This window comes from Lysinibacillus contaminans (assembly GCF_001278945.1).
GTDB classification, from domain to species: Bacteria; Bacillota; Bacilli; order Bacillales_A; family Planococcaceae; genus Lysinibacillus; species Lysinibacillus contaminans.
Window position 1 is genome coordinate 1,999,991 of record NZ_LGRV01000003.1, and the last position, 25,016, is coordinate 2,025,006.

Consider the following 25,016-nt stretch of genomic DNA (forward strand, 5'->3'; position numbering starts at 1 on the left):
TCCTTAAATTCTAAAAATTGTCTACAAATTTAGAATTTATGCCATTTTTTCTTTAGCTAATTTCAAAATGGCCTGCGCTGCTTCGTCGATTGATAAATCAGTTGTGTCTAAGAATAACGCATCTTCTGCTTGAATGAGTGGCGATGCCTCACGTTCACTATCCATTTTGTCACGTAGCGCAATTTCTTCTTGTAATTTCTCTATAGAAGACTCAATGCCACGTTTTTCATTGTCGATAAAGCGACGTCTTGCACGTTCTTCTACCGTAGCAGACATGAAAATTTTTAATTCTGCATCTTTTAACACATGCGTGGCAATATCACGACCATCCATGACTACGCCGCCATTTGCAGCTAACTTTTGCTGTTGGGCTACTAGTAGCTCACGTACCCTTGCATGTGCTGCTACTTGCGAAACAGATGATGTTACTTCATTTGAACGAATTTCTGCAGACACATTCTCTCCATCTAGAAAGACAAGTTGTCCTTGCTGAGATGGCTTCAAGTCAATCGTACTTACTGTTAACATTTCAGCTAATTTTGTTTCATCATCTAAATGTATGTTTTGTTTCAACGCTTTATACGTAACTGCACGATACATTGCACCTGTATCAATATAAGTGAAACCCAATGTTTCTGCGACAATTTTTGCAATTGTACTTTTGCCAGCACCTGCTGGACCATCGATTGCAATTTGAATGTTCTTTTTCATACGATTCCTCACTTTCTATCACACAATATTGTATCACAGAAATAAAAAAGGAGCTGTCCTAAGAGTCATTTGGACAGCTCCTTTTCTTAATTTAAATTAGACAGTTTCATTCAATTCTTTTCTACGAATCAATAGTTGGCGTTCAAAGCAAAAACGCACAATATGTTGTTGATCAATTTCATCTGTATCTGTTAACCGAATAGATGCAATTTTTGTATTATCTCTTTCAAAAATTCTTACGACAATTGCATCTGTAACAACATAATGCATTTCTCCATTTGAGAAAGGTAAAACAATTGTTAGCACTACATCATCACCATCTTTGAAAGCAACTGGCCCCTTCAAATCAATTGCCAACCCACCTGCACTTATATCTTCTGCTACAAGTTGATATCTGTAATTACCCAATTGTAGCGCGACATCTACAGGTGTTTCCACACGCACATACTCACGACGTTGAATTTTAATAAAATCCGTTTCTGCAGGGCATGACAGCTTAATCATTGGAATATTACCACTTTTACGCCCCATTACTTGCGTATTAAAAGCAAATGATTGTCTATCCTCCGTATGAAAGGTTGCTCTAAATTCAGTTCCGTCTATTAAGAAGGCTGTTTTCTTCGTTGAAACATTTGTTGGATAATCGATATAGATGATATTTTCTGTTTGTTCAACAACTTTACAGCGAAATTTTTCTATTCGCGTACTATGAGTCGGTTCCAATTGCAATAATGTACCAATTTTTATATCCATGCGCATCTCCTCGAACGAAATATATAATTTCATTATCGCATGAGATACAAATTTTTGCTATATTATCTGGAAGATTTTCCTTGCCATTAAGATAAATACTCAACTTTTAATACATTATGGTTTTCGGCATCAATGACAACTCGGAAAGTCTCAGATGATTTCCCACCTCGAACCGCAATAACCTGATAACATAGACGCTGATCAAATTGTCCATTATCCGTATAAATCTTTTTCACCTCTTCTACACGAACATCGTCTTGGAAAAATGTATTCCAATCGATTGGTTTTGCTGTTTGCGGTTTAATCGTTTCCGACTGAATATATTCCATCGCATTTGCGCCAAGTAACTCACCATTGTCTTTCGCGATTTTCAGCTGAACACCATCCGCATAAATCAAAGCATTATCGCTCGGATTGACACGTGCAAATGTGACATGCCATGCTAAATGATTTTCACGACTCTCAACAAACGCAACATCGTTCATTCCAAGTTTCTTCAAATGCTCCTCTGCTTTTTTCAAAACTTCTTCTTGTGAAAGTTTCGCCTCATCAACCGGTCGCTCAACTAAATAAGATAATAAATGACCACCTTTTTCTGTTAAATCAGCGTAGCCAAGACGCACACCTTGGTGGAATTGAACATGATAAAACGGATACGTTGCATTTTCACTACTTTTCGTCACAGTGAACGTAGCATCTTTGATCATTGGGAATAAAGTCTTTACTTTTTCCAGCGCTTCTTTTTCTGTAATAAGTGAATCTTGTAGCGCTTCTAGTCCTACTTTTTTCTGCCAATCAGATTCACTTAAAGTCAACGGGAAATCACTTTCTCCATAATCCTTTAGATTCTTTTTGACATTATCAAATGTGGTATTTGGTTCTTTGCTGTCTACTTCCTTCATCCATACATCTAATTTTCCATCTTGCCTATAAAAATCTGTTGTTGCGACCTGCCACTCCTCTGACAGTGATTGTAGGTTTGTAGAGATTTCCGGCATTTTTTCTCGCCATGCATCAAAATCTCCTGACTTAGCCGTTTTTTTCGCTTCATCACCGAGTCTACCTAAGTAACTTAACCAATCATTCGACATTTCCTGATCAATTGGAAGATTAGAAATTGACGACCGTACATCCGAACTTAATCGCCAAATTGTATCCAGTTCGTTATGAACTGCTGCCTCATCTTGAAACAATAATGACTGTGATACAGCTCTTTGTAAATATGATAATTTTTCAGAGGCATCCGTTAATTTTTCAGTGTACTGTGCATGCACGGTACGCTGTAGATTTTCCTTATCTCTGTGCAAATCAATACTATAAGCACCTAAACCGATGACCGCTACTGTCAAAATAACGAGCATTGTTCTCATCTAAATCCCTCCTATCTATGAGCAGAAAATATGCTCGCCAATTTGTTTTATTTGAGGTCGTGACCAAATCCAATCGCTTGTCGCTGTTTTGGGGTTAAAATAGTAAATCGCATTTTCTGAAGGATCCCAACCATTCATTGCATCTATTACAGCTTCTTTTGCACGTTGATTCGGTTCTAACCAAATTTGCCCGTCAGCTACAGCTGTAAAAGCACGAGGTTGGAAAATAACGCCTGAAACTGTATTTGGGAAATCTGGATGCTCTATACGATTTAAAATAACCGCTGCGACCGCAACCTGCCCTTCATATGGCTCTCCCCTCGCTTCACCATATACGGCATTGGCCATAAGCTGTAAATCACGATCCGTATATTTCGGTGGAAGTTGTGTATTCGTACCGCCGCCACCACCATTGCCACCAGCACTATTATTTCCTCCATTTGGGTTCTTCACTACCTGTTGATCTAGTGGCTTTCCACCGTAGTAGGTAAATTGATTGCCCGCTTTAAGCTGCGCTTTTACCCATTTCTCGTCATAGTCTGAGTGACCCGCTAACGTTTTCTTTGTTTGGGGACCAGCTATGCCGTCAACTGGAAGACCAAATTTTTCTTGGAAATTTCGTAATGCCCAATACGTGTTATAGCCAAATTTCCCATCGATTTTACTTGTGTAAAAACCTAAGTATTGTAGTCTAGACTGTAACTCAATAACATCATCCCCATATGCACCACGCGCAATTTGCTGCTCGGTAAAAGCAATGGCATCATTTTGAGGAATTGAGACGATACTAATCGCAAAAATTAAACTAAAAATTATGCTTAACAAGCGCACAACAATCACTCCTTTTTTTATAGCTTGAAACAATTGCTGAAATTTATACGTTTTTTTACATAAGAAAAAGAGATACCTCAATTAATCTTGAGCTATCTCTTTCTATACAAAAAAACGCAGAAATCATTTTTTGATTTCTACGCTTTATATTTTCTTATGCATATGCAAATGCTGTACGAGATGATAATGTGCCAGCTTTACTTTTCGCAAACCAAACCACCATAAGAACAGCATAAAAGGTACCATTAAATATACCCAATGCCCTTTAAACGATAATATTGTATTATATAGAATATGCAAAATCACTGGGGCGCACAGTGCCATCGCAATCATTTCTTTCAATTTTGTGTGCTTTGAAAACTTTGCCTTACCGAAATAATAGCCCATCACGACACCAAATAAGGCATGGCTAGATACTGGCAATAGCGCACGCAGAAATGCTGTATCAAGACCGAAAGAAAGTAAATATAACACGTTTTCAACCGTTGCAAAACCAAGCGAAATACTAGCACCATATAAAAGGCCATCATAAGGATCATCGAACTCCATATGGTTGTAAATAGCAATTAATAAGACAAACCATTTAAAAAACTCTTCAATAGTACTCGTAAAGAGGACATTTTGTAAAAAAGCATTTGGAAAAACCCCTTCTTCTGTCAGCACATACTGCAAGAACATAATAGGGAATGTTAAAAATGCACCATATAAAAACGTATGGACTAATGTTCTTCTTGGCTCCGTTGCCATTTGATTGCGCAAATAGAAATAACTAAAAAGCGCTAGACCGGGAGCAATGGCAGCTGATAAAAGGATGATCATGTTGCCGGCCCCTTTCAACAATAGACTGCAAATATTATATCATGTTAGGACATAAAAATTGAAAAGGAGTTTTTATTTTATGAAAAAAACCATTTTATTGATTCATACAGGTGGGACGATCTCTATGGCAATGAGCGATGAAGGTGCAGTTTTGCCCAATAAAGAAAATCCTCTTATGAAAGAAAGTAATAAGCTTGATTCGATTGCCCAAATTATCGAAATGGAGGCTTTTAACCTTCCTTCACCGCATATTACGCCGAACGAAATGCTGACACTTCGTAATATAATTGTAGATAAAGTTTCGGCTCAGCACATTGACGGTATTGTCATCACACATGGTACGGATACACTGGAAGAAACCGCGTATTTTTTAGAGCTTACAACGAATTTACATATACCAATTGTGTTAACCGGTGCGATGCGTTCTTCCAATGAATTAGGTGCAGATGGTGTCTACAACTTGGTCGAAGCTGTACGTGTCGCTGTTGATGACGAAGCATGCGGAAAAGGTGTACTTGTTGTGATGAATGATGAGGTGCATCTCGCTGTCAACACAACAAAAACGAGCACTAGCTCAGTCAATACTTTCCAATCACCACAGTATGGACCGATTGGACTCATTACAAAATCACGCATTTTATTCCACCATGGCCCACTGCGACGCAAATATGTCCAGTTGCAAGATTTAACGAAACGTGTGGCCATGCTCAAAATATATGCTGGCATGGAAGAAGATTTACTGGATGTTGTTCTTACCTGTCACTATGATGGTGTTGTATTAGAAGGACTCGGACAGGGCAATGTGCCACCAGCTGTTGTCAAAGGCATCAAAACCTTGCTTGATCGCAACATCCCCGTGGTGCTCGTATCTCGCTGCTTTAATGGTATCGCAGAAGGTGTATACGGCTACGAAGGTGGTGGTAAAATGCTTGAAGATTTAGGTGTTCTCTTTGCCACAGGCATTAACGGCCAAAAAGCTCGTTTAAAATTATTAATAGGTCTCAATCAGATTGATCACACAATTGATTTAAAAGAATACTTTTCTTAACTTCAAATGAGCACTTCTAAAATACATTACTATTTTGAAGTGCTTTTTACATTTCCACTACTTGCTCGTAATAGGTCAGAATTTCTCTAAGTTGCTTGAATGCCACATCAAAATCAGGCTGAATAACAGCTAATTGCACAAAATTTTTCTGACGCAAGTAAAGGCTATCTCCATGTAAATACAGTCCATTAAGCTTTAAATCTATACATAAACCGCTGTATTCTTTCGGTAACTTTAAGGTTAGAATCATTGGATACGAAGACGTTTGTAATTGAAATTTTTGCACAATAGATAGTTTTTGTAGTGCTTGAAAACGTTCCTGTAAAAGATTAAATCTTGCCGGATATTCTTGTAAAGCCGCTTCTACATTTGCCACAAGTGCTGCCGGCACAGTAAATGGCACATGCTCTCCATGATAATTTGCTAAGTTTACATAGACTGGTAATGTTGAAGGCTTCGCTAAGTCCTGTGAAAAGACAAATGATAGACCACTCATTGCACCAATTGCCTTACCACTGACAGCGGTTGCTAGATAACAGTTTTCTAATGAAAACGGCATCGCACCAAATGAGCTGATACAGTCTGCACATAGCAACACATCATATCGTTGCGTAAGCTTTGCAAGCATCTCCATATCATTGAAAGTACCAGTTGATGTTTCACCATGAACGAATAATAACCAATTGTAAGTACCCATTTGTAAGTGTGCTTCAATTATTTTCTCGTCAAACGGATCACTCCATGCATTTTGCACCGTATCAAAGGCTAAAGCCCAATGCCTCGCTTGCTCTATTAAACGTTCACCAAATTCACCATTTGATAGGATCAGCCCACGCCCTAGTGGTTTTAACTGCCCAAGTAGAACATCATTAGCTAGTGTTCCTGAACCAACTAAAGTGGCTACGTAATTTGTTTGTGATAGTTGTAAAAGCTTTTGTCTCATTTGCTGAAATAGCGCCTGAAACGTAAGGGTACGATGCGAAATATCAGAATACGTGATACCCCCAAGTTGTTTTACCGGACCTGGATAAAACGTATAATTATCATTCGCTAAGCGTTGCAGTAAATTCTGTTCAAATTGTTGCCGCGTCAGTACCATTGGCAAAAATTTGGCTTCCTCCGTCCCAACTGCTGGTGCAAATTGTGTAAAACCCATTTGTTTATACAGTTTTTCCTCACGAGTTGTGCCGGAAATGACCGCTGCAGAATATCCCTTTTCATATGCAAAGCTATATAAAGCTCGCGCTAATCTTAGCAACACTCGCCCTGTTCGATATTCCTTTTTTACTGCAAGAAGACGTATTTCACATAATTTTTCGCAAAGTCCCTTTTCCAAATAGTTCTCGACGACTCCAATTTTCTCATCAATTGAAAAGGGACGTTGATCGCGAAACGCTAGCATACCGACTATTTCCTTCTCTTTGTAAACAATTAAATATGTATTCTCAGCATGAAAACGGTCCATTTTCCGTTTCGACTCATTTGGTTCATGTTGTGGTATTTCATCTACAAATATAGCGTAATTTAACTTTTCTATGGCAGCAAATTCTGCTTGTGTTTGTGCAATTTTACACCAATACATGCAATCACTTCTTTCTCCCTAAAGATTCCTGTACATTTGACCTATGTTTGATAAGCATCAATACAATAGCGAATATTAAAAGTATATATGTCTGCAATTGTCCTGAGATGATAATAGCGCTTACATAAAATACAAAGCCACCAAGCATACCGAGCGTTAAGCTTCTAGTTACTATAGCTGTTAAGGTAGTCCCAAGAATCATCATTAAAAATAATTCCGGTGACAGCACGAGCCCCACACCAATAAATGTCGCTACCCCTTTCCCACCGTTAAATTTAAGCCAGATAGGATATAAATGCCCAAGGATGACAAAGCACGCTCCCCCAACAATTACCCACTCCTCAAGATGCAATAAACGTCCTAACACAACAATAAATACACCTTTTACTAAATCCCCTAATAACGTCCATGTAAATGCAGCCTTGCCAATGACACTTCCTGCATTTCTAGCCCCTAAGTTTTTGCTACGTTCTTCTTGTAAATTAACTTTATATACTTTTCCAACGAAATATGCCGTCATAAAGTTTCCAACACCATAGCTCAATAACCAGTACAGCCAAATCATCCTTCATTCCTCCTTCATGTGCACGATGCTTGCTTATCCATCAAATTTACGTTTTTATCCCTCTAAATCTGACATCTCCTATAAAAAAAGCTGTATCAGCATCTTGTGCTCATACAGCCAGTATTCTTATTTTCTTTCTTCAATTGCTTTCGCAATACAGTCTCCGTGGAAGCGACCATTTTCAATGAAAATCTCATTGGCATTATTTCCAGCCGCAATCACACCAGCAATGAATAAACCTTTCACATTCGTTTCCATTGTTTCTGCCTCATAAAACGGACGACCTGTTTCCTCATCAATGGCAACACCCATCGACCGGATAAACGCATGATCTGGATGATAGCCAGTCATTGCAAAAACGAAATCATTTTTCAGTACTTTTTCATGGCCATCTATATCAAGAACGACTTCATGTTCACGAATTTCTTTGACATTTGTGTTGAAATGCATCGTCACTTCACCGTTACGGACTACACCTTCAAATTCCGGTAATACCCACGGTTTAATGCTTGGTGAATATTCACTACCACGATAGACTACAGTCACACGTGCTCCTGCTTTATTTAGCTCAAGCGCCGCATCGATTGCAGAATTTTTCCCACCGATCACCAATACATCCGTATCAAAAAATTCATGCGCTTCTTTAAAGTAATGATGCACTTTTGGCAGTTCTTCGCCTGGTAAGTTCATATAGTTCGGATGATCATAATAGCCAGTCGCAATCACGACATATGGTGTTTCATAGACATCTTTATCGGTCGTTACTGTAAAGACTTCTCCACTTTTCACGACAGTACTTACTTCTTCAAAACGATTTACTTGGATATTTTTCAGACGTACTACTTCACGATAATAGACAAGTGCCTGATTACGTTTTGGCTTACGTTCCTCAATGATAAACGGCACATCACCAATTGCTAAACGTTCACTTGTACTAAAAAATGTTTGATGTGTTGGATAATGAAAAATCGCATTTACAATATTCCCTTTTTCAATAACAACTGGGTTTAAGCCAATGTTTTGCAAAGATATTGCTGCCGCTAACCCACATGGGCCTCCGCCTACAATAATTGCATCTACTTGTTGCATTTTTGACACTCCTTTAGAATCTAAAAAACCACTATAACTTCCATTATACGCCCTTTAGTCAGCTTTGGTTGTTTATTTACCCGAAATATTGATGTCAATAATATGACATTGTGGCTTCGCACCTAAGCGCAGAGGCAACAATGTTGTACCATAGCCGTTACTAACAAGCGTCATAACGCCTTCACGTTCTTTATAAGAGCCGTTTGGATGTACGCCATATGGACCGATACGAATTTGCCCGCCATGTAAATGCCCACCAATCATCAAATCAGCTCTAAACTTAGCGCGTACACGGGCAAAAACACCCGGATTATGTGAAATAAAGACGACTAGATCTTCTTCCTCGATTTTTTCAAAAGCTGCTTCAAAGCTGTACTTTCTTGTCGATGTATCTTCGATGGCACTTAGCCAAAAACGATTTTTCTTCTCAGGTAATAGCACTGCATCGTTTGCTAGTATATGCACCCCATGCTCAACCAAAATCCCTCGAAGACGATCCTCTCCAACTTCACGATCATTATTACCCCATACAAAATAAGTAGGACCTAGTAGTGTTAATAAGGTTAAGTTTTCATGAATACGCTCAATAGGCGTTCTTCTATCAGCAAAATCACCACCAATAATCACTGCATCAAATGAACCCTCTATCTCCTTAATCATGTTGCGATTAATTTTACGTAAATGCGTATCAGAAATAAAAAATAGTCGGATTTTTTCCTGTTCGCCGTTCAACTGCATTTGGTGATTTAGCACATTGTTTTCATTTGCTACTTTCCACATATAGAGTAGGAATGCTATTGCAATTACTAGTATTAGACCAATATAAATCATCCCTGCACTCCTCCTTACCGAAAGCAAAAAGACGATACACTTCCATGAAGTATCGTCTCTTTGCCAAATTTGACATACGATTCAATAGCTCTTGAAGTTAACGTATGTCGATTATTTTATACTAGAAAAACTTCATTGCAAATCAATAACACGCGTATTACCTATGGTAATTTAATCACTTGCCCAACCCAAACTGTATCTGAAGTCATACCATTTGCCGCACGGATTTTTGCTAATGTTGCTTCACTTCCATTACCATAGTAATTAAGGGCAATACGGTATAAATTTTCTTTCTCTTTTACTGTATGTGTTTTTACTTTGGCTGCAGCAGCTTCTTGTGCTTTTCGAGCTTCTTCAGCTTTCTTCGCGTCTTCAGCCGCCTTCTCTGCCTCTGCCTTTTTAGCTTCTTCTGCCTTCTTTGCTTCTAATTCCGCTTTTTCTTTCGCGGCTAGCATTTCAGCATCTTTTTGCGCTTGATTTTCTGCTTGTTCGTTAGCTTTAGTATCTTCATCATCTTTATCTTCTGTAACTTTAATATCGGATTTGTCACCAGGTTTAGCCATTTCCACAATAGAACCAGACGAATCCTTCTCTGCTTCCTCAATCGTCTTTCCAGGCTCATAAAACACCCAGATATATATTAGTATCGTTGATGGAATTAGGATAAAAATAATAAACAGAATCGTATTTAACGGTATTTTACGTTGCGTATTCTTTTGTTTATTATTGCCGCCATTTCGCTTCACACGTGACGCTCTCGATAACGTTTCCAGTTCTTTCTCCTCTTCAAATGACTGACGATGTTCTTCAATTTTATCACGATAGTCTTCTTTACTCATTCGCCGTACCTCCAACTTTACTTCCATTCTTTCATATTATTATGACGAAGTTTGCGAAAAAAGTAAATGACTGCCGCTATTTGTCTACAAACCGACTAATAATTGTTTTAATCGATTCTCCCAAGAGACCATTTCTATTTTCAGATTTACTTCTGTTCGTCCTTTAATAATTGCATCATATAGAATGCCACAATTCTCACAACAATTTTCTGGATTTTCTCGTAAATTTTGGCCGAAATAGCCTACTAGTAGTCTACGCATACAATCTTTTGTTTGTGCAATTTTTTGCATTTCATAGATTGATTGATATTTTTCGAGCGCTAAGTTATTTAAACGAATTTTCACCTGCTCCACAGGCTCCTCTTTCATCCAATAATCAAGAACTCGAAAAGCAGTCTCACTAAGCTCTCCGTTTTTTAGCATCTGTGATGGAAGTACATTTTGCATCATCAGCTCTTGATATCGGTCAACATGAATAGTCGCAGGCAAATCACCGGTAGTTACAAATTTAGCCAGTTCCTCATCTCCATCGCTATAAAGCAATATTGCCAGTGCCGGTTTACCATCACGCCCTGCTCGCCCAATTTCCTGCATATAATTCGCTACTGTTGACGGTAACGATTCATGAATGACCTGGCGAATATCGGCTTTATTGATGCCCATACCAAATGCATTCGTCGCTACAATCCAGTCGAGCTCCCCGTCTATAAATTGTTGTTGAATAAACTGACGATCCTCTGCGCCAAACCCTGCGTGATAAGCCGCCGCTCGAATACCTGCTTGCTTAAATGTCTCACTATACTGCTCTGCACGTTTTCTTGAAGACATATACAAAATGCCCGGTCCCGCCGTTTTTTGTATATGATGCAAAATCCAACTCGCCTTGTCTGCCTTATCTTCAAATAAAACACGCCCTAGGTGAATATTTGGACGGTCCACATCATAAATAAATTCAAACGGTGCCTGTAAAGAAAGTGTTGAGCGTATGTCAGTTAATACTTTGTCTGTCGCAGTCGCTGATAAGGCCAATACTGGCGGGCGTTGCGATTGCATAAACCATTCACCAATTCGTAAATAATCTGGTCTGAAATCAAAGCCCCATTGAGAAATACAATGCGCTTCATCAACCACAATTAAACTGAGCTCCATTCGTGAAAGTTTCTCTTGTACCTGTTGCTGTAACAGCATTTCAGGGGATGTGAAAATAAAACGATACTGCTCTAAATAATGGAGAGCATAACGTTTTTCTTCTGCCGATAGAAAAGAGTTTAATGCGACTACTCTTTTTTCACCTAAACGTTTTAGTTGTTCAACCTGATCCTGCATTAAAGACAGTAACGGCGAAACAATTAGCACAGGCTTTGAAAAAAGATAACCCGGTAACTGATAACAAAGTGATTTCCCCATACTCGTTGGCAATAATGCAATCACATCTTTTCCTTCTACAACAGCTTCAATTACTTCTTTTTGTCCCGGACGAAACGAAGTGTAGCCAAAATACTTTGCTAAAGTTTGTTCTAACTGCATGCGCTATACCTCCCCTTTAGCAAGAATTAATCGCAGTTGGAAGTAACTCATGCCTTCAACGGCTTCATGTAACGCTTTTAATTTTTTTGTTTGTAATTGCTTTGATGCTTGCCAAACTTTTTCTGCATCTGTATAGGAGACGAATGCTCCGATGGAAAAGTTCGGTTCATTCATCGCCATTTCAACTAAATGGTCTTCAATTGTACTTTGTTTTAAACGTCTCATTTGTACGATTTGCGCTAGCGAATAGCCTTGTTCATATAAATGTGCAGTTTGCTGCGCTGAATCTGTGAGCAGTGCTTTAACACGTAAACCCTCAGCAATTTTACCGAGTAGCGGGTAGGTATTTGTGGTATACACTTCATTTAATAATGTATGTAACACTTCGATAAATGCTAATTGACTATCGAGCACTGTTTCCTTTCGCTCACTTGCAAGCTGTTGCCACGTCCAACCTGGTATGCCATGTCCACTTAATCGGTATAATACAAGTTGTTTATTGGCATTAGACAATTGAATAGTTGCCAATACTTTCTCGCACTCATCAAATAATTGTTGCTGTAACTGTCCTGATTGGAAAGAATGGTCAAGTAAAAACGCACGTACCCATGCCTGAACCTGTGGGTCTTTACTAATTGGAGAAAAGGAACGAATGCCAGCTCGTTGATAGGATAAGCTCTGTATAATTAATGATAGTCTTGCAAAGAACACATGCTCATTTCCACGGTAATGCCACCCATCAAATAAAAAGTCAGGTGTCTGTTCTGCCCTCTGTAAACCCAGCTTTTTCAGGTAATAGTGACCAGATTCTTGAATTTCTAACCAACTATATTGCATAAACGTATGGACTTCAGCGTCAAAAGTTGCTCGCGTCATTTTAGGTAATAAACCAAAGTAAGCGTGCAATTGAAACAGCCCGACATCTTGTATCGTCTGACCTGAACGCTTCCCACGTAGTAAATGATACGCAGCAGAAACGGTTCGTTCATTATTCAGTTTTTGAAAAATTTGCAATAAGATTTGCTGAAACATTGACGCAAATTCCTCCAATTTAATAGTATTATGTTGAAAAGTAAGTTAAACATCTTTAGAATGAGTATGAAGCTTTCGTAGGAACATCTTAAAAGGAGAGAAAGAAATGGCTAAATACACAATTGTCGATAAAGATACATGTATCGCGTGTGGCGCATGCGGAGCAGCTGCACCAGACATTTATGATTATGATGATGAAGGAATTGCCTTCGTTATTTTAGATGATAACATGGGGACTACTGAAGTTCCAGAAGATCTATTAGAAGACATGCAAGACGCTTTTGAAGGTTGCCCAACTGATTCTATCAAAGTAGCAGATGAAACGTTTGATGGCGACTCATTAAAGTTCGAATAATTTTTATGCAGTTATACGTATATGCGACAAGGCATCCTTTTAAAAAGGATGCCTTGTTACTTTTTTATTAGCGATACATATTTCATCAACGTTTATATTCTTGCTATTCCGGAAATATAGAATTGTATAAGCGGGGCCTGACGTTTAAACAATTAGAAACGGATCACAGCTTATATATTATTCGTCACGAACAAATAGAGCAATTTAAACAATTTCAACTGGGTTGAGCGACTTGACGTATTTCTTCAACGATGTCTGCAAGTTCATCCTCATAATTAAAATTCCCAAAAAGGCGAGCCACTTGTGTATCGTCTTTTTAATGTTGTTATTGCATCCATAATTTATATATGATAAGATTTTAGTAGTTGGTACTAATAACAGATATCATTTCACAAAGGGGTTTTTATAAATGATGGATAATTTACTACAGTTAAAAGACAAAAATATCGTCGTAATGGGCGTTGCAAATGATAGAAGTATTGCTTGGGGGATTGCTAAACGTCTATTTGATGTCGGCGCAAATGTGATTTTCACTTATCGTCAAGAACGCTCTCTAAAAAAACTACAAAAGCAACTTGAAAACTACGGACAACAAGATACTTTCATCGTGCAGTGTGATGTGAATAGTGATGAAAGTACAAAAGCAGCATTCGATGAAATCGGGGCAAAATTTGGTGTCATTCACGGAATCGTTCACTCTGTAGCCTTTGCCAATGCAGAGGATTTACACAACCGCTTTTTAGAAACAACACGTGACGGCTATGCATTTGCACAAGATACAAGTGCATACTCCCTTATTTCAACAGCAAAAGCCGCGCATCCATACATGACAGAAGGCGGCTCGATTGTGACAATGAGTTACTTAGGGGCAGAGCGTGTCCTTGAAGGCTACAACGTAATGGGTGTCGCAAAAGCAGCTTTAGAAGCTTCAATGCGTTATCTTGCAGCAGATATCGGTAAGGATAATATTCGTGTTAATGCCATTTCAGCTGGTGCCATTCGTACACTTGCTGCAAAAGGTGTGCCTTCATTCAATACGATTTTACACAAAATCGAGGAAACAGCACCGTTAAAACGAAATGTCCAACAAGATGAAGTAGCAGATATGACAATCGTGATGCTCTCTCACCTATCGCGTGGTGTCACAGGTGAAACGATTTACATCGATGCTGGCTATAATATTATGGGATAAATGAAAAGAAGCAGGTGAGTACAATCTCATCTGCTTCTTTATTATATTAGAACGCTACATAGTTAAAATACTTTGCGACAACAAAAATACTCCGGCAACTAGCAGTAGTATATAAATCATCCTTCTGAATAGTTGCTGATTAATCTTTTTAAACAGAAGTTGACCAAAGAATAAACCAACCATGACAATTGGCAATGCGTACAAACTATTGACCCAAACCGTTTTATTTGTACCCTCAATTACCAATTGGCTCATTAAGCTAATTAGATAGATAAAGATGTAGAAAACTATTGATGTAGCTCTCATATTTTCTTTATTTTTCTGCGTTCCTGCAAAGTAAAGCAATAATGGAGGTCCAGCCATACCAATACTTGTTGTTAATAATCCAGACAAGAAACCCACAGCATAATCTCTATTTCTAGTTGGCTGAATTGAAAAATTTTTCATTAATAATAAGGTTACCCCTATTAGTATGACTCCTACTATCAACTTAAATGTGACTAAATCCACAGTAGCAAATAGTACACTACCTAATGGGGCACCGAATATACTGCCTATAAAAATTCTCTTTATCAAACTAAAATCTACATCGTGTCTGATCGTCCAAATAAGGGATAAAGAAATTACGAGAGACAATACAATATTTATCTGCATTGCTTCCTGTGGTGAAAATAACATGAGTAGAAATGGTGTAGCCATAATTGAAAAGCCAAATCCCGAACTTGTTTGCAGAACGGATGCTAACAAGATGATTAAAAAGAATAATATGAGTTCTATCAAATTAGCACCTCACCACATAAAATTTTAAATATCTTGATTACTCTAATGATATGTAGCTATTCGTTGTTTCGCAATAATCCCCTTTAATACATATGTCAGAATGCATGCTATTAGTAACAGGACCATAATCATTGTGATGACACCCATCCAGCCGTACTGCATCCAGAACACGCCCCCTACTGTTCCCCCAACACTCGAACCAAAATAATAAAAGAACAAATAAAGTGACGAGGCCTGTGCTTTATCATGTGTAGCGCGCCTACTTACCCAGCCACTCGCAATTGAATGTGCCGCAAAAAAGCCAAATGTAAATACAGTAATACCAATGATTTTCATAATTAGTAAGCCATTTAACGTTACTATTGCACCCGCTAGCATAATTGTAATAGCAGTTAATAACATTTTTTGGCGACCGTATTTATCGGCCAAACTACCAAACCAAGCCGAGCTAAACGTGCCAACTAGATAGATCACGAAAATCCAGCCGACAATCGTTGCGCTTAAATTGTACGGTGGTGCCATTAATTTAAAACCTATGTAGTTATAGAGTGTGACAAAACTGCCCATTAATACAAAGCTAATGCCAAATAGACATAGCATGGATGGATCTTTTAAGTGTTGAATGAGCGATTTTGTTAATGCTTTTATTTGCAAAGGTCGTGGTGTGAAATGTGTAGACTTTGGAAGCATCATGACAAACATTATACTAATAATGATACTTAAAATCCCTAGAACAATCATGCCCACTTTCCAGCTATACAAATCTGTGAATGTACCGATTATAACACGACCACTCAGTCCGCCAACTGAGTTACCACTTATGTATAAACCCATTGCAACGCCTAAGCTTGGTGGATCGATTTCTTCACCTAAATACGCCATGGCAATTGCAGGTAAACCAGCAAATACGACTCCTTGAATCACACGTAACACCAAAATCGTTTCGAAGTTTGGTGAAAATGCGAGTGCTAACGTAATAACAGATGCTGCAAAAATCGAAATGGTCATTAATGGTTTTCTTCCCCAAGATTCCGATAATGAGCCGACTATAATCATACTTACCGCTAATGCAAATGTTGTTACTGATAAAGATAAACTGGCGACTGCTGGCGATACGTTAAACTCCTCAGCAAATGTCGGCAATAACGGTTGCGACACATACAAATTCGCAAAAGTAATAAACCCAGCTAAAAACAATGCCCAATTTGCTTTATTAAACTCTTTGGTGCCCTTTTTTATATAATCCATAATTTTTTCTCCCCAAAATTTCAGCCGTCATTAAATTTTCTAAAATACTTTCACCCCTAAAATATCCTACCTCCTTCAACCTGGTATATTTATTTTTCCTACTGCTGTTTGAAAAATCTAACACTTATACTATTATTCTAATACAACTTTATGTGAATTACAGCTCAAATTGTCGAAAAATAGACAAATTTCAGTAATTACTTTAGATAACCATTTGCCTACGCATTTCTTTCCCACTCTTTCTATTCATACTTAATGATTACAATTAATAGCTCTATACACTTAAGAAGATTATCTATATACTTTCAAAAAAGGCAGTTTCCCCTATAAGAAACAATTTTGACATTTTATATTCTCTTTTTCCAAAAAAGAAATATAGTTTAATAATAACGGCTCTACATCAAAGTCTGTACTTGACAGCACATCCCACCACAAGCTTACATAAAGCGGAAATTATTTTTAGTCAAGTACATGTTTTGGCAATGGCCCATAATAACCATTATAAATTTTTCAATCAATAAGATACTTTTATGAAAAGGAGTAGATTTAATGGAAATTATTGTCGACCATACATTATCCCTGCGCGCAGTAACAGTGGAAGATACGGAAAGAGTTTTTGCTATAACGGACGCATCTAGAAGTACGTTACGTGAGTGGCTACCGTGGCTCGATATGACGACAGAAGTGCAGCATACACGAGCTTACATAGAAAGTAATATCGCAGGTTACAAGGAGAGAAAATGCCTTTCAGCTGTCATTTTATTTCACGGAAAAATTGTAGGTATCGCTGGCTTCAACAACATAAATCATGCCAATGAAACCGTATATATCGGCTACTGGTTAAGTAAAGGTGCACAAGGTCACGGCATCATGACAAAGGTCGTGCATGCTTTATGTCAATATGCATTCGAAGAGCTTCAATTCAATAAAGTTGAAATACGTGCGGCGGTAGGAAATACAAAGAGTCGTGCAATTCCTGAGCGTCTAGGCTTTGTAAAAGAAGGAACAATTCGCTCAGCAGAATGGCTATACGACCACTTTGTCGATCATGTTGTATATGGCATGCTGGCAAATGAATGGACAAAAACTTCATAGTAAATGTGGCATTTTTTATACTTATATGCAAATCCCTTTTTTACTTTAAGAAAATAGCTACCTAACAGAAAAGTGTTAGGTAGCTATTTCTTTTATTATTCAACTGTTTGTGGTTCGTTCTCTGTCACATCTGTCGTTTGTTTCTTCTCTAATCCTGTGACAATTTGAGCAAGCTCTGGGCGCAGTGTATGTTTGCCTGCATAACTTTCGATCAGCTCTTTCATATCAATTCCTGATGTCTCTTTCAACGTTTCTTGCAGTGTGGACATGAGATTCGTTGCGTAAGACGTTATTTTATTGGCACCGCCTCCGCCTTCTCCACCACCTGTATCGACAACAGTAATTTTATCGATATTACCTAGTGGACTTGCAAGTTCTTTTGCATATTCCGGCATCATACGGACAACCATGTCGAGTACAGCTGCTTGACCGTAGTATTCAAAGGCTTCCGCAATTTTACGTTTGGCCTCGGCTTCTGCAAGACCTCGCAAACGAATAATATCAGCATCTGTTTCCCCTTGTGCACGTTGGGCATCTGCCTTCGCAAGACCGTCTAATCGAATCTTTTCTGCATCGGCTTTTGCTAACGACTCAATACGGTATTTCTCTGCATCTGCTTGCGCGAGTTCACGACTTTTTTGTGCTGCCGCATTTTGCTCCACTGCATAACGATCTGCATCTGCTTTTTTCTTTACTTCCGAATCATATTGCTTCTCACGACGTAGAATCTCTTTTTCCTCTAACTCAATTTGCTTTTGACGTTCAATAATTTGAATTTGCATTTCTTGCTCTGTTACTTCTTGTTTTGCACGGGCTGTTTCAAGTTCATACGCTTGGTCAGCACGTGCTTTGGCGATGTCTTGCTCTCGGCGGAATTCTGCAACTTTTAACTGGTTTTCTTTTTCTGCTTCTGCTATTTCTGTTGCACGCTCTATCTCGGCCTTTTGAGCTTCCTTAGACGCTTCTGCACGCTTTATGCGCGTTTCTTTCTCTGCTTCTGCTGTAGCAATATCAGCATCACGCTTCACCTGCGCAATTCGTGGCTTCCCAAGTGAGTCTAAGTAGCCATTCTTATCACGTACATCTTTAATCGTGAAAGATACGATAATTAACCCCATCTTCGCTAAGTCCTGTGATGCCACACGTTGTACTTCCTGCGAGAATTTATCGCGATTTTTGTAAATTTCCTCTACAGTCATTGACCCTAATATTGAACGTAAATGTCCTTCTAAAACCTCACGAGCTTCACTTTCACGTTCTGATTTTTGCTTCCCTAAAAACTGTTCAGCAGCAGTAGCGATTTCAGTAATTGAGCCGCCAATTTTAATAATTGCTGTACCATCTGCCATTACAGGAACTCCCTGTTCTGTGTACACTTCTGGTGTAGTAACTTCTAATTTACTTGATAATAAACTAAGTGGTTGAGCCTGTTGGAATACCGGTAAGACGAATGTACCGCCCCCACGAATAATTTTAATGCGATTTCCTGACTCATCCGTATGTACATTTTTTGAGCCAAGATAACTACCCGTAACAATTAATGCCTCATCTGGACCTGCCGTACGGTATTTTGTGACATACAATGCCACGATTGCGAGTAATACAAAAGCAACAATTCCTACAACAATTAAAATTCCAGTCATCCCTGCTAACCCTGTCATCTAAATCTCTCCTCTTTATATAAATTTCTTTTCATACTCTCTAACAAATAAAGTCCCTTCCTTCACTTCCACAATGAGAACCGTTGTATCATAATCGATGGCCTCATTGTCAAAGCCTGTTGCACGTTTTGAAATCATGCCACTTGCTGATTCAATCACGACCTCACCAAAACCGTCTACCGGAATCGGCACAATGACTTTCCCTAATTGGCCGCCAAGCGATTCTTCGGTATAAGCTAGGGAGACATCCGCTGATTTTAGCGGTACTAATATAAATAGATAGAAAAGAGCGCTTAAAATGGCACCGATTATAAAAGCAACGACGAGATTAATACCACTAGAAAACCATGCAAGCTTTTCTAAAACATGGCCAGTTGCAGCCATCATGGTGATGAACGATAAAATCACGCTCGGATTTAATATTGGTATGCCTTCCCCAATGCCCTCAGCAACATCCCCAAAAAACATGTACAAGATCGTTGCTAGACCGACGAAAATTAGAACAACTAAATATATTTGCTCTAGCGAATAGCCAAATAGTGTCAAATTGTTTCACCCCTTTTTCATCGCGTTACCTACTCTACGGATTAACCAGGTGCAAAGTTTCGAATTTTTTCATATTTTCAAATAATTAGAGCGGTTTTTTTAGATGCAACACACAAATCTGTTCATACGCGCATTAAAAGCAACCACTTTCACTTCGCTCCTAAATGCAAAGATCCATACCGAAGTTCCCATTAATATTTTTTACATTGCTCCGATATAGTTACTAATATAAGAGGGGGCTACGTAATGAAAATTCATCCATCTATGAATACTTTTTTACCGAAAAAAACCTCACAGACAACTGCTACAAAAACAACTGAAGTCATCATAGAAGAAGAAAACAAAGTAAAAGATCCTGCTGTCATCCTAAAAGAATCCGTACAGCAGCAATTAACTGAAATGCAAGAAGCGAAGATGAAAACAGGTGAGGGTGATTCAAAGGCGGAGCGTATTTTAACTAAATTTAACGGCGGAAAGAAGTTGACGCCCGAGGAACTTGGTTACCTAATTAAAAACGCTCCTGCCAGTGTGGACCGTATTTTACGCATTACTGCTGAGCGCGAGCAAACTGAAATGATGATGCGCATGTCTCGCACCAAGGCTGATACTATGCAAGTCCCACTTCTAGCTATCAACATCATCAAGAAATCAAGCACAAATCCAGAAGAAGCAAAAGTTCGGGCAAGCCACTTACAAGATTCAGTCAAAGAATATCAAAAAACTGAAGAATATAAAGAAAAACCAGCAACGGAATTTGATCATACGAAAAAAAGGAGAACAAGCTCGAAAAAAACACCACATCAGTCATCACAACTATTATGGGCAACTGCTCAACATGCTTATCAAAATGGGAAGCAACGAAAAATCTAACTTCGCAAAGGACGACATCACCTTTGTGTTTTTTATCTGAGGTATAAAGGGGATGGAGAAATTGTATGAAGCTTTCAAGGAATATCAATTTTACTGTTCTCGTTTTTTTCACTCTGCTAATTGTTAATGACTTTTTCCCTTCCACGGCATTAGCTGAGGTATTTTCTAAAAAGACAATTTTAATCATTGTTATTTTCCTTATTATTTTGCAACTTATGATAACAAAAGGGAGAGAGGGTAGTCTCTCCCTAAAGGAATATCTCTATTTGATAATGTATTTTGTTGGCTTATGGATTGTTCTCACATTACTTGGTGGTGAATCTCAAACAATCCAATCCTTTAATGATCCATTTTTTTATATTCTAGGGCCATTGTTCACTATCGATTTACTAAGGATATATCGCCAATCGAAGCGTAAAAGAGCCGAACAGCAATAAAAGCATGCCAAGCTAGAAGACTCTCATTTTAAGAGTACTGCTAGTGGCATGCTTTTTTATGATTCCAGCGCTTCTAAAATTTGCTCTAACTCATTTACAGCATGATCCAAACGCTCTTTTGCCTCGACATTTTGTTGCTTTAATTGATGAAGCTCAAGTAATTTTTCCTCATGCTTCAATTTCACTGACAAAAAACGTTCGATTCGAGCTTCTACCTTTTCAATCAGTTGCTCACATACGGAGGTCCACAGTTTTTCGTTATGCTGCATCTCTATAGTGGATGGATTATGCATACGTAATATACGCGCATGTACCACCTCAATATGCTCTATCAATTCAGTATAAAAATGGCGCTCTACACGAGTTGTTTGAAATGTTGGATGCCCTGCATCATTGGCATACGGGCTAAGTTGGCGCAATAATTTCCCCGAATTTTCTACAAATGCATGTGATAAATTTAGCGCACTCATCGATTTTAATAATAGAAGAATTTCTTCTAGATTTATGAGTTGTGCTTCCATATTTTCTTTTGATTTTAATGACTCTGTATAGCGGCGATCAAAATGTTCAATTTCACCGTTACGATGTTCCACCAGGTGTTCACTTGCGTTTTCTTTTAAACTTTTAATATAGCGAATAGCATGGTCTCTTAATTCATCCAATGAAAGTGTTTTTTCATCTGTATGCGGTTTGCTACGTTGAACATAAGCAAATGCATCCATTTTTTTAGGCCACTGATCTACAGTCAGTTCTTCAGATACATTATAACGTATAATAATTCCATGCATTTTACATCCTCCAAGTTCAAATCAAATTCGCCCCAGAGAATTTGCTGCTGTCACTACGCTAAAGCGTAGTAACCATTGCGTCCAGATGTATATTATGTAAGCATAATTCAACATCTGTGACACCCACCGGAGCTTTAATCATATTCAGCCTCTGGTTTAGACACTGACTGAATATAATTATAGAGTATCTATAATGAACATAAATCTAAATCCAAAAATTTTCAAGTACCATACCTCTAATTCTCTAAAATACTTCATTTCATTGCTCCTATATTTATTCACAATTACCTTGTTCAGGTTTATTAGTCTAGACTAGACGAATTTTACGATGGATATTGTTGAATACTATTTTAAAACTTCTATCAAAAGTATTATTTCCCCTGTCGAATTTCTTGAATACTTTTCCCCTCGATAAAGGCATGGATAGAGGTCATTGTAAGGACTGATTCAAAATTAGCCTTGGCATATACCTTCGCGACCTGTTCACTAATTGGTAGTATCCATAGATGCTCTAACTCTTTCTTAACAGATTCTTTCTGAATATGTTGCAATAAATAGCCAATTAATCCTCTACCTCTGTAGCTTTCTAATGTTGCTACACTCTCTATTCTCCCCTGTTTTTTTGTCGTAAAAACATTCGCAGTGCAACACGCTACGCCGTCCACTCTTAGTAAATAATACGTAAAATGAGGCGAATGATATGTTCGTAAAAATGCTTCCTTTATTAACGCTGGTTCTCCAAAAGTTGAGATACTCATTTCAATGGCTAAAGCTTCACTTAAATTTGCATCTGTAACATGTTCGATTTTTATTTCAGGTGCAGGTGACAAATTTACAAAATTACCATTCCAGCGCTGAATTTCATCTGTGAATGTTTCATATTGAAAACCATACTCTTGTAAAGTTTCTACACAATGTTGATTTTCCTCAATATTGTACAAATACATTCTTGGCACAAGACCCTTTGTTCCATAAAATTGCTTTATATCTGTTAAAAATGAATGAGCATCCTTTATTTCTCTCCAAATATGTGCATGATTAGCGTCATAATAAGTTGGCATCTCCTGATTGTAAAATAACATTCCCTCTTCCCAATTTTCAACATGACTAAAGCTCTTAATATAATCACTGTCTAACTGCATAATCTCTTCAACTTGAAGCATGTTCTTCTCCCCCATCTATCCATTTTACGTATAAAGCCTCAAGTCTTTGCTCTAACTTTTGTCGCTGCTCTTTAGCAAGTAACGATTCTTTAAGCTTATTTTCGAGTTTCTCAATTTGCTCTTCTAATGGACTTCCTTTTGCAGGTCCTCTTTTTTTCATTGGCTTGTTGTCCGCCGATTGACTATGTTCTTGCGCTTGTCGCTTCATTTTCGCCCATTCATAATCGCCATCGAACATCGTAATTTCTTCATGCTCAATCCAAGCAATTTTCTTGAAGATTTTTTGTAAAAAATACCGATCATGGGACACTCCAATAATCGTTCCTTCAAAGGATTCTAATGTATCCTCTAGCACTTCCCTAGACTCAATATCTAAATGATTCGTCGGCTCATCTAGTAACAATAAATTGATATCTTCGTGCATTAGCTGTGCTAAACGCAGTCGCATTTTTTCGCCGCCACTTAAATCTTTTACTTTCTTGAATACATCATAGCCGTAAAATAAAAACTGTGCGAGAATATGACGGGCTTCTGCTTCAGATACATAGACGTACTCACGAAAAGCATCAATCAAACGAATAGTTGGATTTTTATGCTCAAATTGTTGTGAGAGATAGCCAATTTTTACGTTACTACCAATTTTACATATACCGCTATCTGGCTCAATTTCTTGTAAAATCATTTTAAGTAGGGTTGATTTGCCACTGCCATTATCACCAATAATCGCTACTCGGTCTCCAAAATAAACCGATAAATGACTTTTCTTAAATAAAGTTTTTTCAAATGCATGACAGATATCCTTCAATTGAACGACTTCCTTGCCACTCCGCTCAGCCATTGTTAACGCTAAATTCATTTTCTTTGTGGTCGTTGGCTTTTTTACTCGCTCAATGCGCGCTAACGCTTTTTCCATACTTTTCGCCCGGCGATGCAAAGACTCACTTGGTGGATTTGCTTCATTAGCCCAATGCTTTAAGCGTTTAATTGCTTCCTGCATTTTTTTGACTTTCTTCTGCTGTTCCTCAAATTCAGCGAATTGTTGTTCAATCTTCGCTTCTTTCTGTGCTACAAATGCATCATAGTTTCCTAAATATGTGCAGGCAGCCCCATCCTCAATTTCAATGATCTTTTGTGCCATTCTATTCATAAACTGACGATCATGCGATACGACAATCACAATACCGACAAAATTTTGCACATAGTTTTCGAGCCATTCAATCGCCTTCATATCTAAATGATTCGTCGGTTCATCTAATAATAAGATAGAAGAATTATTCAACAAAATTTGTCCAAGCATTATCTTTGTCTTTTCCCCACCACTCAAATTTGCGAATGATTGTTCAAGTAAATGAGCAATGCCAATGCCATTTACAATAGCCGCAAGCTGGGCGTCAGTTTCATAGCCACCTCGCTGTACAAATTGCTCCTGCACATGACCGTATTGATGCAATATTTTATCGTCAATTTTATCCTTCTGCATTTCATGCTCTAACTGTTTCATCTTTGCTTTCAACGCAAAAATCTCAATAAATGCCTCTTCTAAAACTTCCTTTGCTGTAAACGATGGATAACTCGGTATTTGATGGAGATAACCAATCGTCGCCTCTTTACTTTTAATAATACGCCCCCCATCAGGTAGATCAATCCCCGATAAAAGTTGTAAGAGTGTCGTTTTACCACAGCCATTTGCTCCAACTACGGCCACATGTTCACTATGATTTACCTCAAATTGAAGTCCCTCGAATATTATATTGCCACCCAATATTTTTTGTATGTTTTCTGCCTTAATTTGCATCGTTTTTCCCTCCATAAAACGAGCGAAAAGAGCATTTTTCAACACAAAAAAGGCTGCTTCATTAACAAGCAGCCTTTTTCAGAAATCCT

25 protein-coding genes are annotated in these 25,016 nt (G+C 38.2%); 6 read left to right on the forward strand and 19 right to left on the reverse strand.

All coding sequences use genetic code 11. The annotated features are described in order from the left end of the window. Positions 1–36 precede the first annotated feature (36 nt). The 5 genes from cmk to prsW form a co-directional block, all read right to left on the reverse strand. A complete protein-coding gene (gene cmk / locus AEA09_RS11870) occupies positions 37–711 on the reverse strand; it encodes a (d)CMP kinase (RefSeq protein ID WP_053584041.1) in 675 nt (224 codons plus the stop codon). Between the two features lie 96 nt (positions 712–807). Further along, complete coding sequence (locus AEA09_RS11875; RefSeq protein ID WP_053584042.1) at positions 808–1,464, reverse strand: flagellar brake protein; 657 nt, start codon at positions 1,462–1,464, stop codon at positions 808–810. A gap of 86 nt (positions 1,465–1,550) precedes the next feature. After that, complete coding sequence (locus AEA09_RS11880; RefSeq protein WP_053584043.1) at positions 1,551–2,834, reverse strand: PepSY1/2 domain-containing protein; 1,284 nt, start codon at positions 2,832–2,834, stop codon at positions 1,551–1,553. A gap of 15 nt (positions 2,835–2,849) precedes the next feature. Beyond that, positions 2,850–3,665 carry a spore cortex-lytic enzyme gene (gene sleB, locus AEA09_RS11885; RefSeq protein ID WP_053584044.1) on the reverse strand — a complete coding sequence of 272 codons (816 nt, stop codon included), beginning with the start codon at positions 3,663–3,665 and terminating at the stop codon, positions 2,850–2,852. A gap of 144 nt (positions 3,666–3,809) precedes the next feature. Beyond that, positions 3,810–4,484, reverse strand: coding sequence for a glutamic-type intramembrane protease PrsW (prsW, locus tag AEA09_RS11890; RefSeq protein WP_053584045.1), 675 nt, complete (start codon positions 4,482–4,484; stop codon positions 3,810–3,812). 79 nt (positions 4,485–4,563) lie between these two features. Here prsW and AEA09_RS11895 point away from each other — a divergent pair, with 79 nt between their 5' ends. Further along, positions 4,564–5,532: an asparaginase gene (locus tag AEA09_RS11895; RefSeq protein ID WP_053584046.1), complete on the forward strand. Its 969-nt coding sequence runs from the start codon at positions 4,564–4,566 to the stop codon at positions 5,530–5,532. Between the two features lie 46 nt (positions 5,533–5,578). On the opposite strand, the gene AEA09_RS11900 is transcribed toward AEA09_RS11895, so the two are convergent. From AEA09_RS11900 to AEA09_RS11930, 7 genes are all read right to left on the reverse strand, one after another. Beyond that, positions 5,579–7,114 carry a GNAT family N-acetyltransferase gene (locus AEA09_RS11900; protein ID WP_053584047.1) on the reverse strand — a complete coding sequence of 512 codons (1,536 nt, stop codon included), beginning with the start codon at positions 7,112–7,114 and terminating at the stop codon, positions 5,579–5,581. 4 nt (positions 7,115–7,118) lie between these two features. Further along, positions 7,119–7,679, reverse strand: a complete 561-nt coding sequence (locus tag AEA09_RS11905; RefSeq protein WP_053584048.1) for a glycerol-3-phosphate acyltransferase — start codon at positions 7,677–7,679, stop codon at positions 7,119–7,121. A gap of 126 nt (positions 7,680–7,805) precedes the next feature. After that, positions 7,806–8,768, reverse strand: a complete 963-nt coding sequence (locus AEA09_RS11910; protein WP_053584049.1) for a YpdA family putative bacillithiol disulfide reductase — start codon at positions 8,766–8,768, stop codon at positions 7,806–7,808. 72 nt (positions 8,769–8,840) lie between these two features. Next, complete coding sequence (locus AEA09_RS11915) at positions 8,841–9,599, reverse strand: metallophosphoesterase (RefSeq protein WP_053584050.1); 759 nt, start codon at positions 9,597–9,599, stop codon at positions 8,841–8,843. Between the two features lie 161 nt (positions 9,600–9,760). Beyond that, complete coding sequence (locus AEA09_RS11920; protein WP_053584051.1) at positions 9,761–10,438, reverse strand: LysM peptidoglycan-binding domain-containing protein; 678 nt, start codon at positions 10,436–10,438, stop codon at positions 9,761–9,763. Between the two features lie 84 nt (positions 10,439–10,522). Beyond that, on the reverse strand, positions 10,523–11,965 hold the full coding sequence (locus tag AEA09_RS11925) for a RecQ family ATP-dependent DNA helicase (protein WP_053584052.1): 1,443 nt from the start codon (positions 11,963–11,965) through the stop codon (positions 10,523–10,525). Between the two features lie 3 nt (positions 11,966–11,968). Next, on the reverse strand, positions 11,969–12,997 hold the full coding sequence (locus AEA09_RS11930) for a YpbB family protein (RefSeq protein ID WP_053584053.1): 1,029 nt from the start codon (positions 12,995–12,997) through the stop codon (positions 11,969–11,971). 106 nt (positions 12,998–13,103) lie between these two features. Here AEA09_RS11930 and AEA09_RS11935 point away from each other — a divergent pair, with 106 nt between their 5' ends. Then, positions 13,104–13,352, forward strand: coding sequence for a ferredoxin (locus AEA09_RS11935; RefSeq protein WP_053584054.1), 249 nt, complete (start codon positions 13,104–13,106; stop codon positions 13,350–13,352). Between the two features lie 409 nt (positions 13,353–13,761). Beyond that, positions 13,762–14,544 (forward strand): enoyl-ACP reductase FabI, encoded by a 783-nt coding sequence (locus AEA09_RS11940; protein ID WP_245622835.1) that lies wholly within the window; start codon positions 13,762–13,764, stop codon positions 14,542–14,544. A gap of 54 nt (positions 14,545–14,598) precedes the next feature. Here AEA09_RS11940 and AEA09_RS11945 read toward each other — a convergent pair whose 3' ends face one another. Continuing rightward, the gene (locus tag AEA09_RS11945) at positions 14,599–15,321 is read right to left on the reverse strand and encodes a sulfite exporter TauE/SafE family protein (protein ID WP_053584704.1); all 723 of its coding nucleotides are present in this window, start codon (positions 15,319–15,321) and stop codon (positions 14,599–14,601) included. Positions 15,322–15,366: 45 nt separating this feature from the next. Then, entirely contained in the window at positions 15,367–16,572 is a 1,206-nt protein-coding gene (locus tag AEA09_RS11950) for an MFS transporter (RefSeq protein WP_053584055.1), read from the reverse strand. Between the two features lie 549 nt (positions 16,573–17,121). Here AEA09_RS11950 and AEA09_RS11955 point away from each other — a divergent pair. Beyond that, positions 17,122–17,667, forward strand: a complete 546-nt coding sequence (locus AEA09_RS11955) for a GNAT family N-acetyltransferase (protein ID WP_053584056.1) — start codon at positions 17,122–17,124, stop codon at positions 17,665–17,667. A gap of 95 nt (positions 17,668–17,762) precedes the next feature. On the opposite strand, the gene AEA09_RS11960 is transcribed toward AEA09_RS11955, so the two are convergent. After that, positions 17,763–19,328 (reverse strand): flotillin lipid rafts scaffold protein FloT, encoded by a 1,566-nt coding sequence (locus AEA09_RS11960; protein ID WP_053584057.1) that lies wholly within the window; start codon positions 19,326–19,328, stop codon positions 17,763–17,765. A gap of 15 nt (positions 19,329–19,343) precedes the next feature. Next, the gene (locus tag AEA09_RS11965) at positions 19,344–19,874 is read right to left on the reverse strand and encodes an NfeD family membrane protein (protein WP_053584058.1); all 531 of its coding nucleotides are present in this window, start codon (positions 19,872–19,874) and stop codon (positions 19,344–19,346) included. A gap of 246 nt (positions 19,875–20,120) precedes the next feature. Here AEA09_RS11965 and AEA09_RS11970 point away from each other — a divergent pair, with 246 nt between their 5' ends. Together AEA09_RS11970 and AEA09_RS20330 are read left to right on the forward strand one after the other, a co-directional pair. Then, a complete protein-coding gene (locus tag AEA09_RS11970) occupies positions 20,121–20,744 on the forward strand; it encodes a hypothetical protein (RefSeq protein WP_053584059.1) in 624 nt (207 codons plus the stop codon). Positions 20,745–21,010: 266 nt separating this feature from the next. After that, positions 21,011–21,181, forward strand: a complete 171-nt coding sequence (locus AEA09_RS20330; RefSeq protein ID WP_245622836.1) for a hypothetical protein — start codon at positions 21,011–21,013, stop codon at positions 21,179–21,181. 56 nt (positions 21,182–21,237) lie between these two features. On the opposite strand, the gene AEA09_RS11980 is transcribed toward AEA09_RS20330, so the two are convergent. The 3 genes from AEA09_RS11980 to abc-f all read right to left on the reverse strand — a co-directional run bounded on the left by AEA09_RS11980 (position 21,238) and on the right by abc-f (position 24,927). Next, positions 21,238–21,969 carry a hypothetical protein gene (locus tag AEA09_RS11980; protein WP_053584061.1) on the reverse strand — a complete coding sequence of 244 codons (732 nt, stop codon included), beginning with the start codon at positions 21,967–21,969 and terminating at the stop codon, positions 21,238–21,240. 371 nt (positions 21,970–22,340) lie between these two features. Continuing rightward, complete coding sequence (locus AEA09_RS11985) at positions 22,341–23,132, reverse strand: GNAT family N-acetyltransferase (RefSeq protein ID WP_053584062.1); 792 nt, start codon at positions 23,130–23,132, stop codon at positions 22,341–22,343. Beyond that, positions 23,119–24,927: a ribosomal protection-like ABC-F family protein gene (abc-f, locus tag AEA09_RS11990; protein WP_053584063.1), complete on the reverse strand. Its 1,809-nt coding sequence runs from the start codon at positions 24,925–24,927 to the stop codon at positions 23,119–23,121. The genes AEA09_RS11985 and abc-f overlap by 14 nt, the downstream gene beginning before the upstream one ends. Positions 24,928–25,016 lie beyond the last annotated feature (89 nt).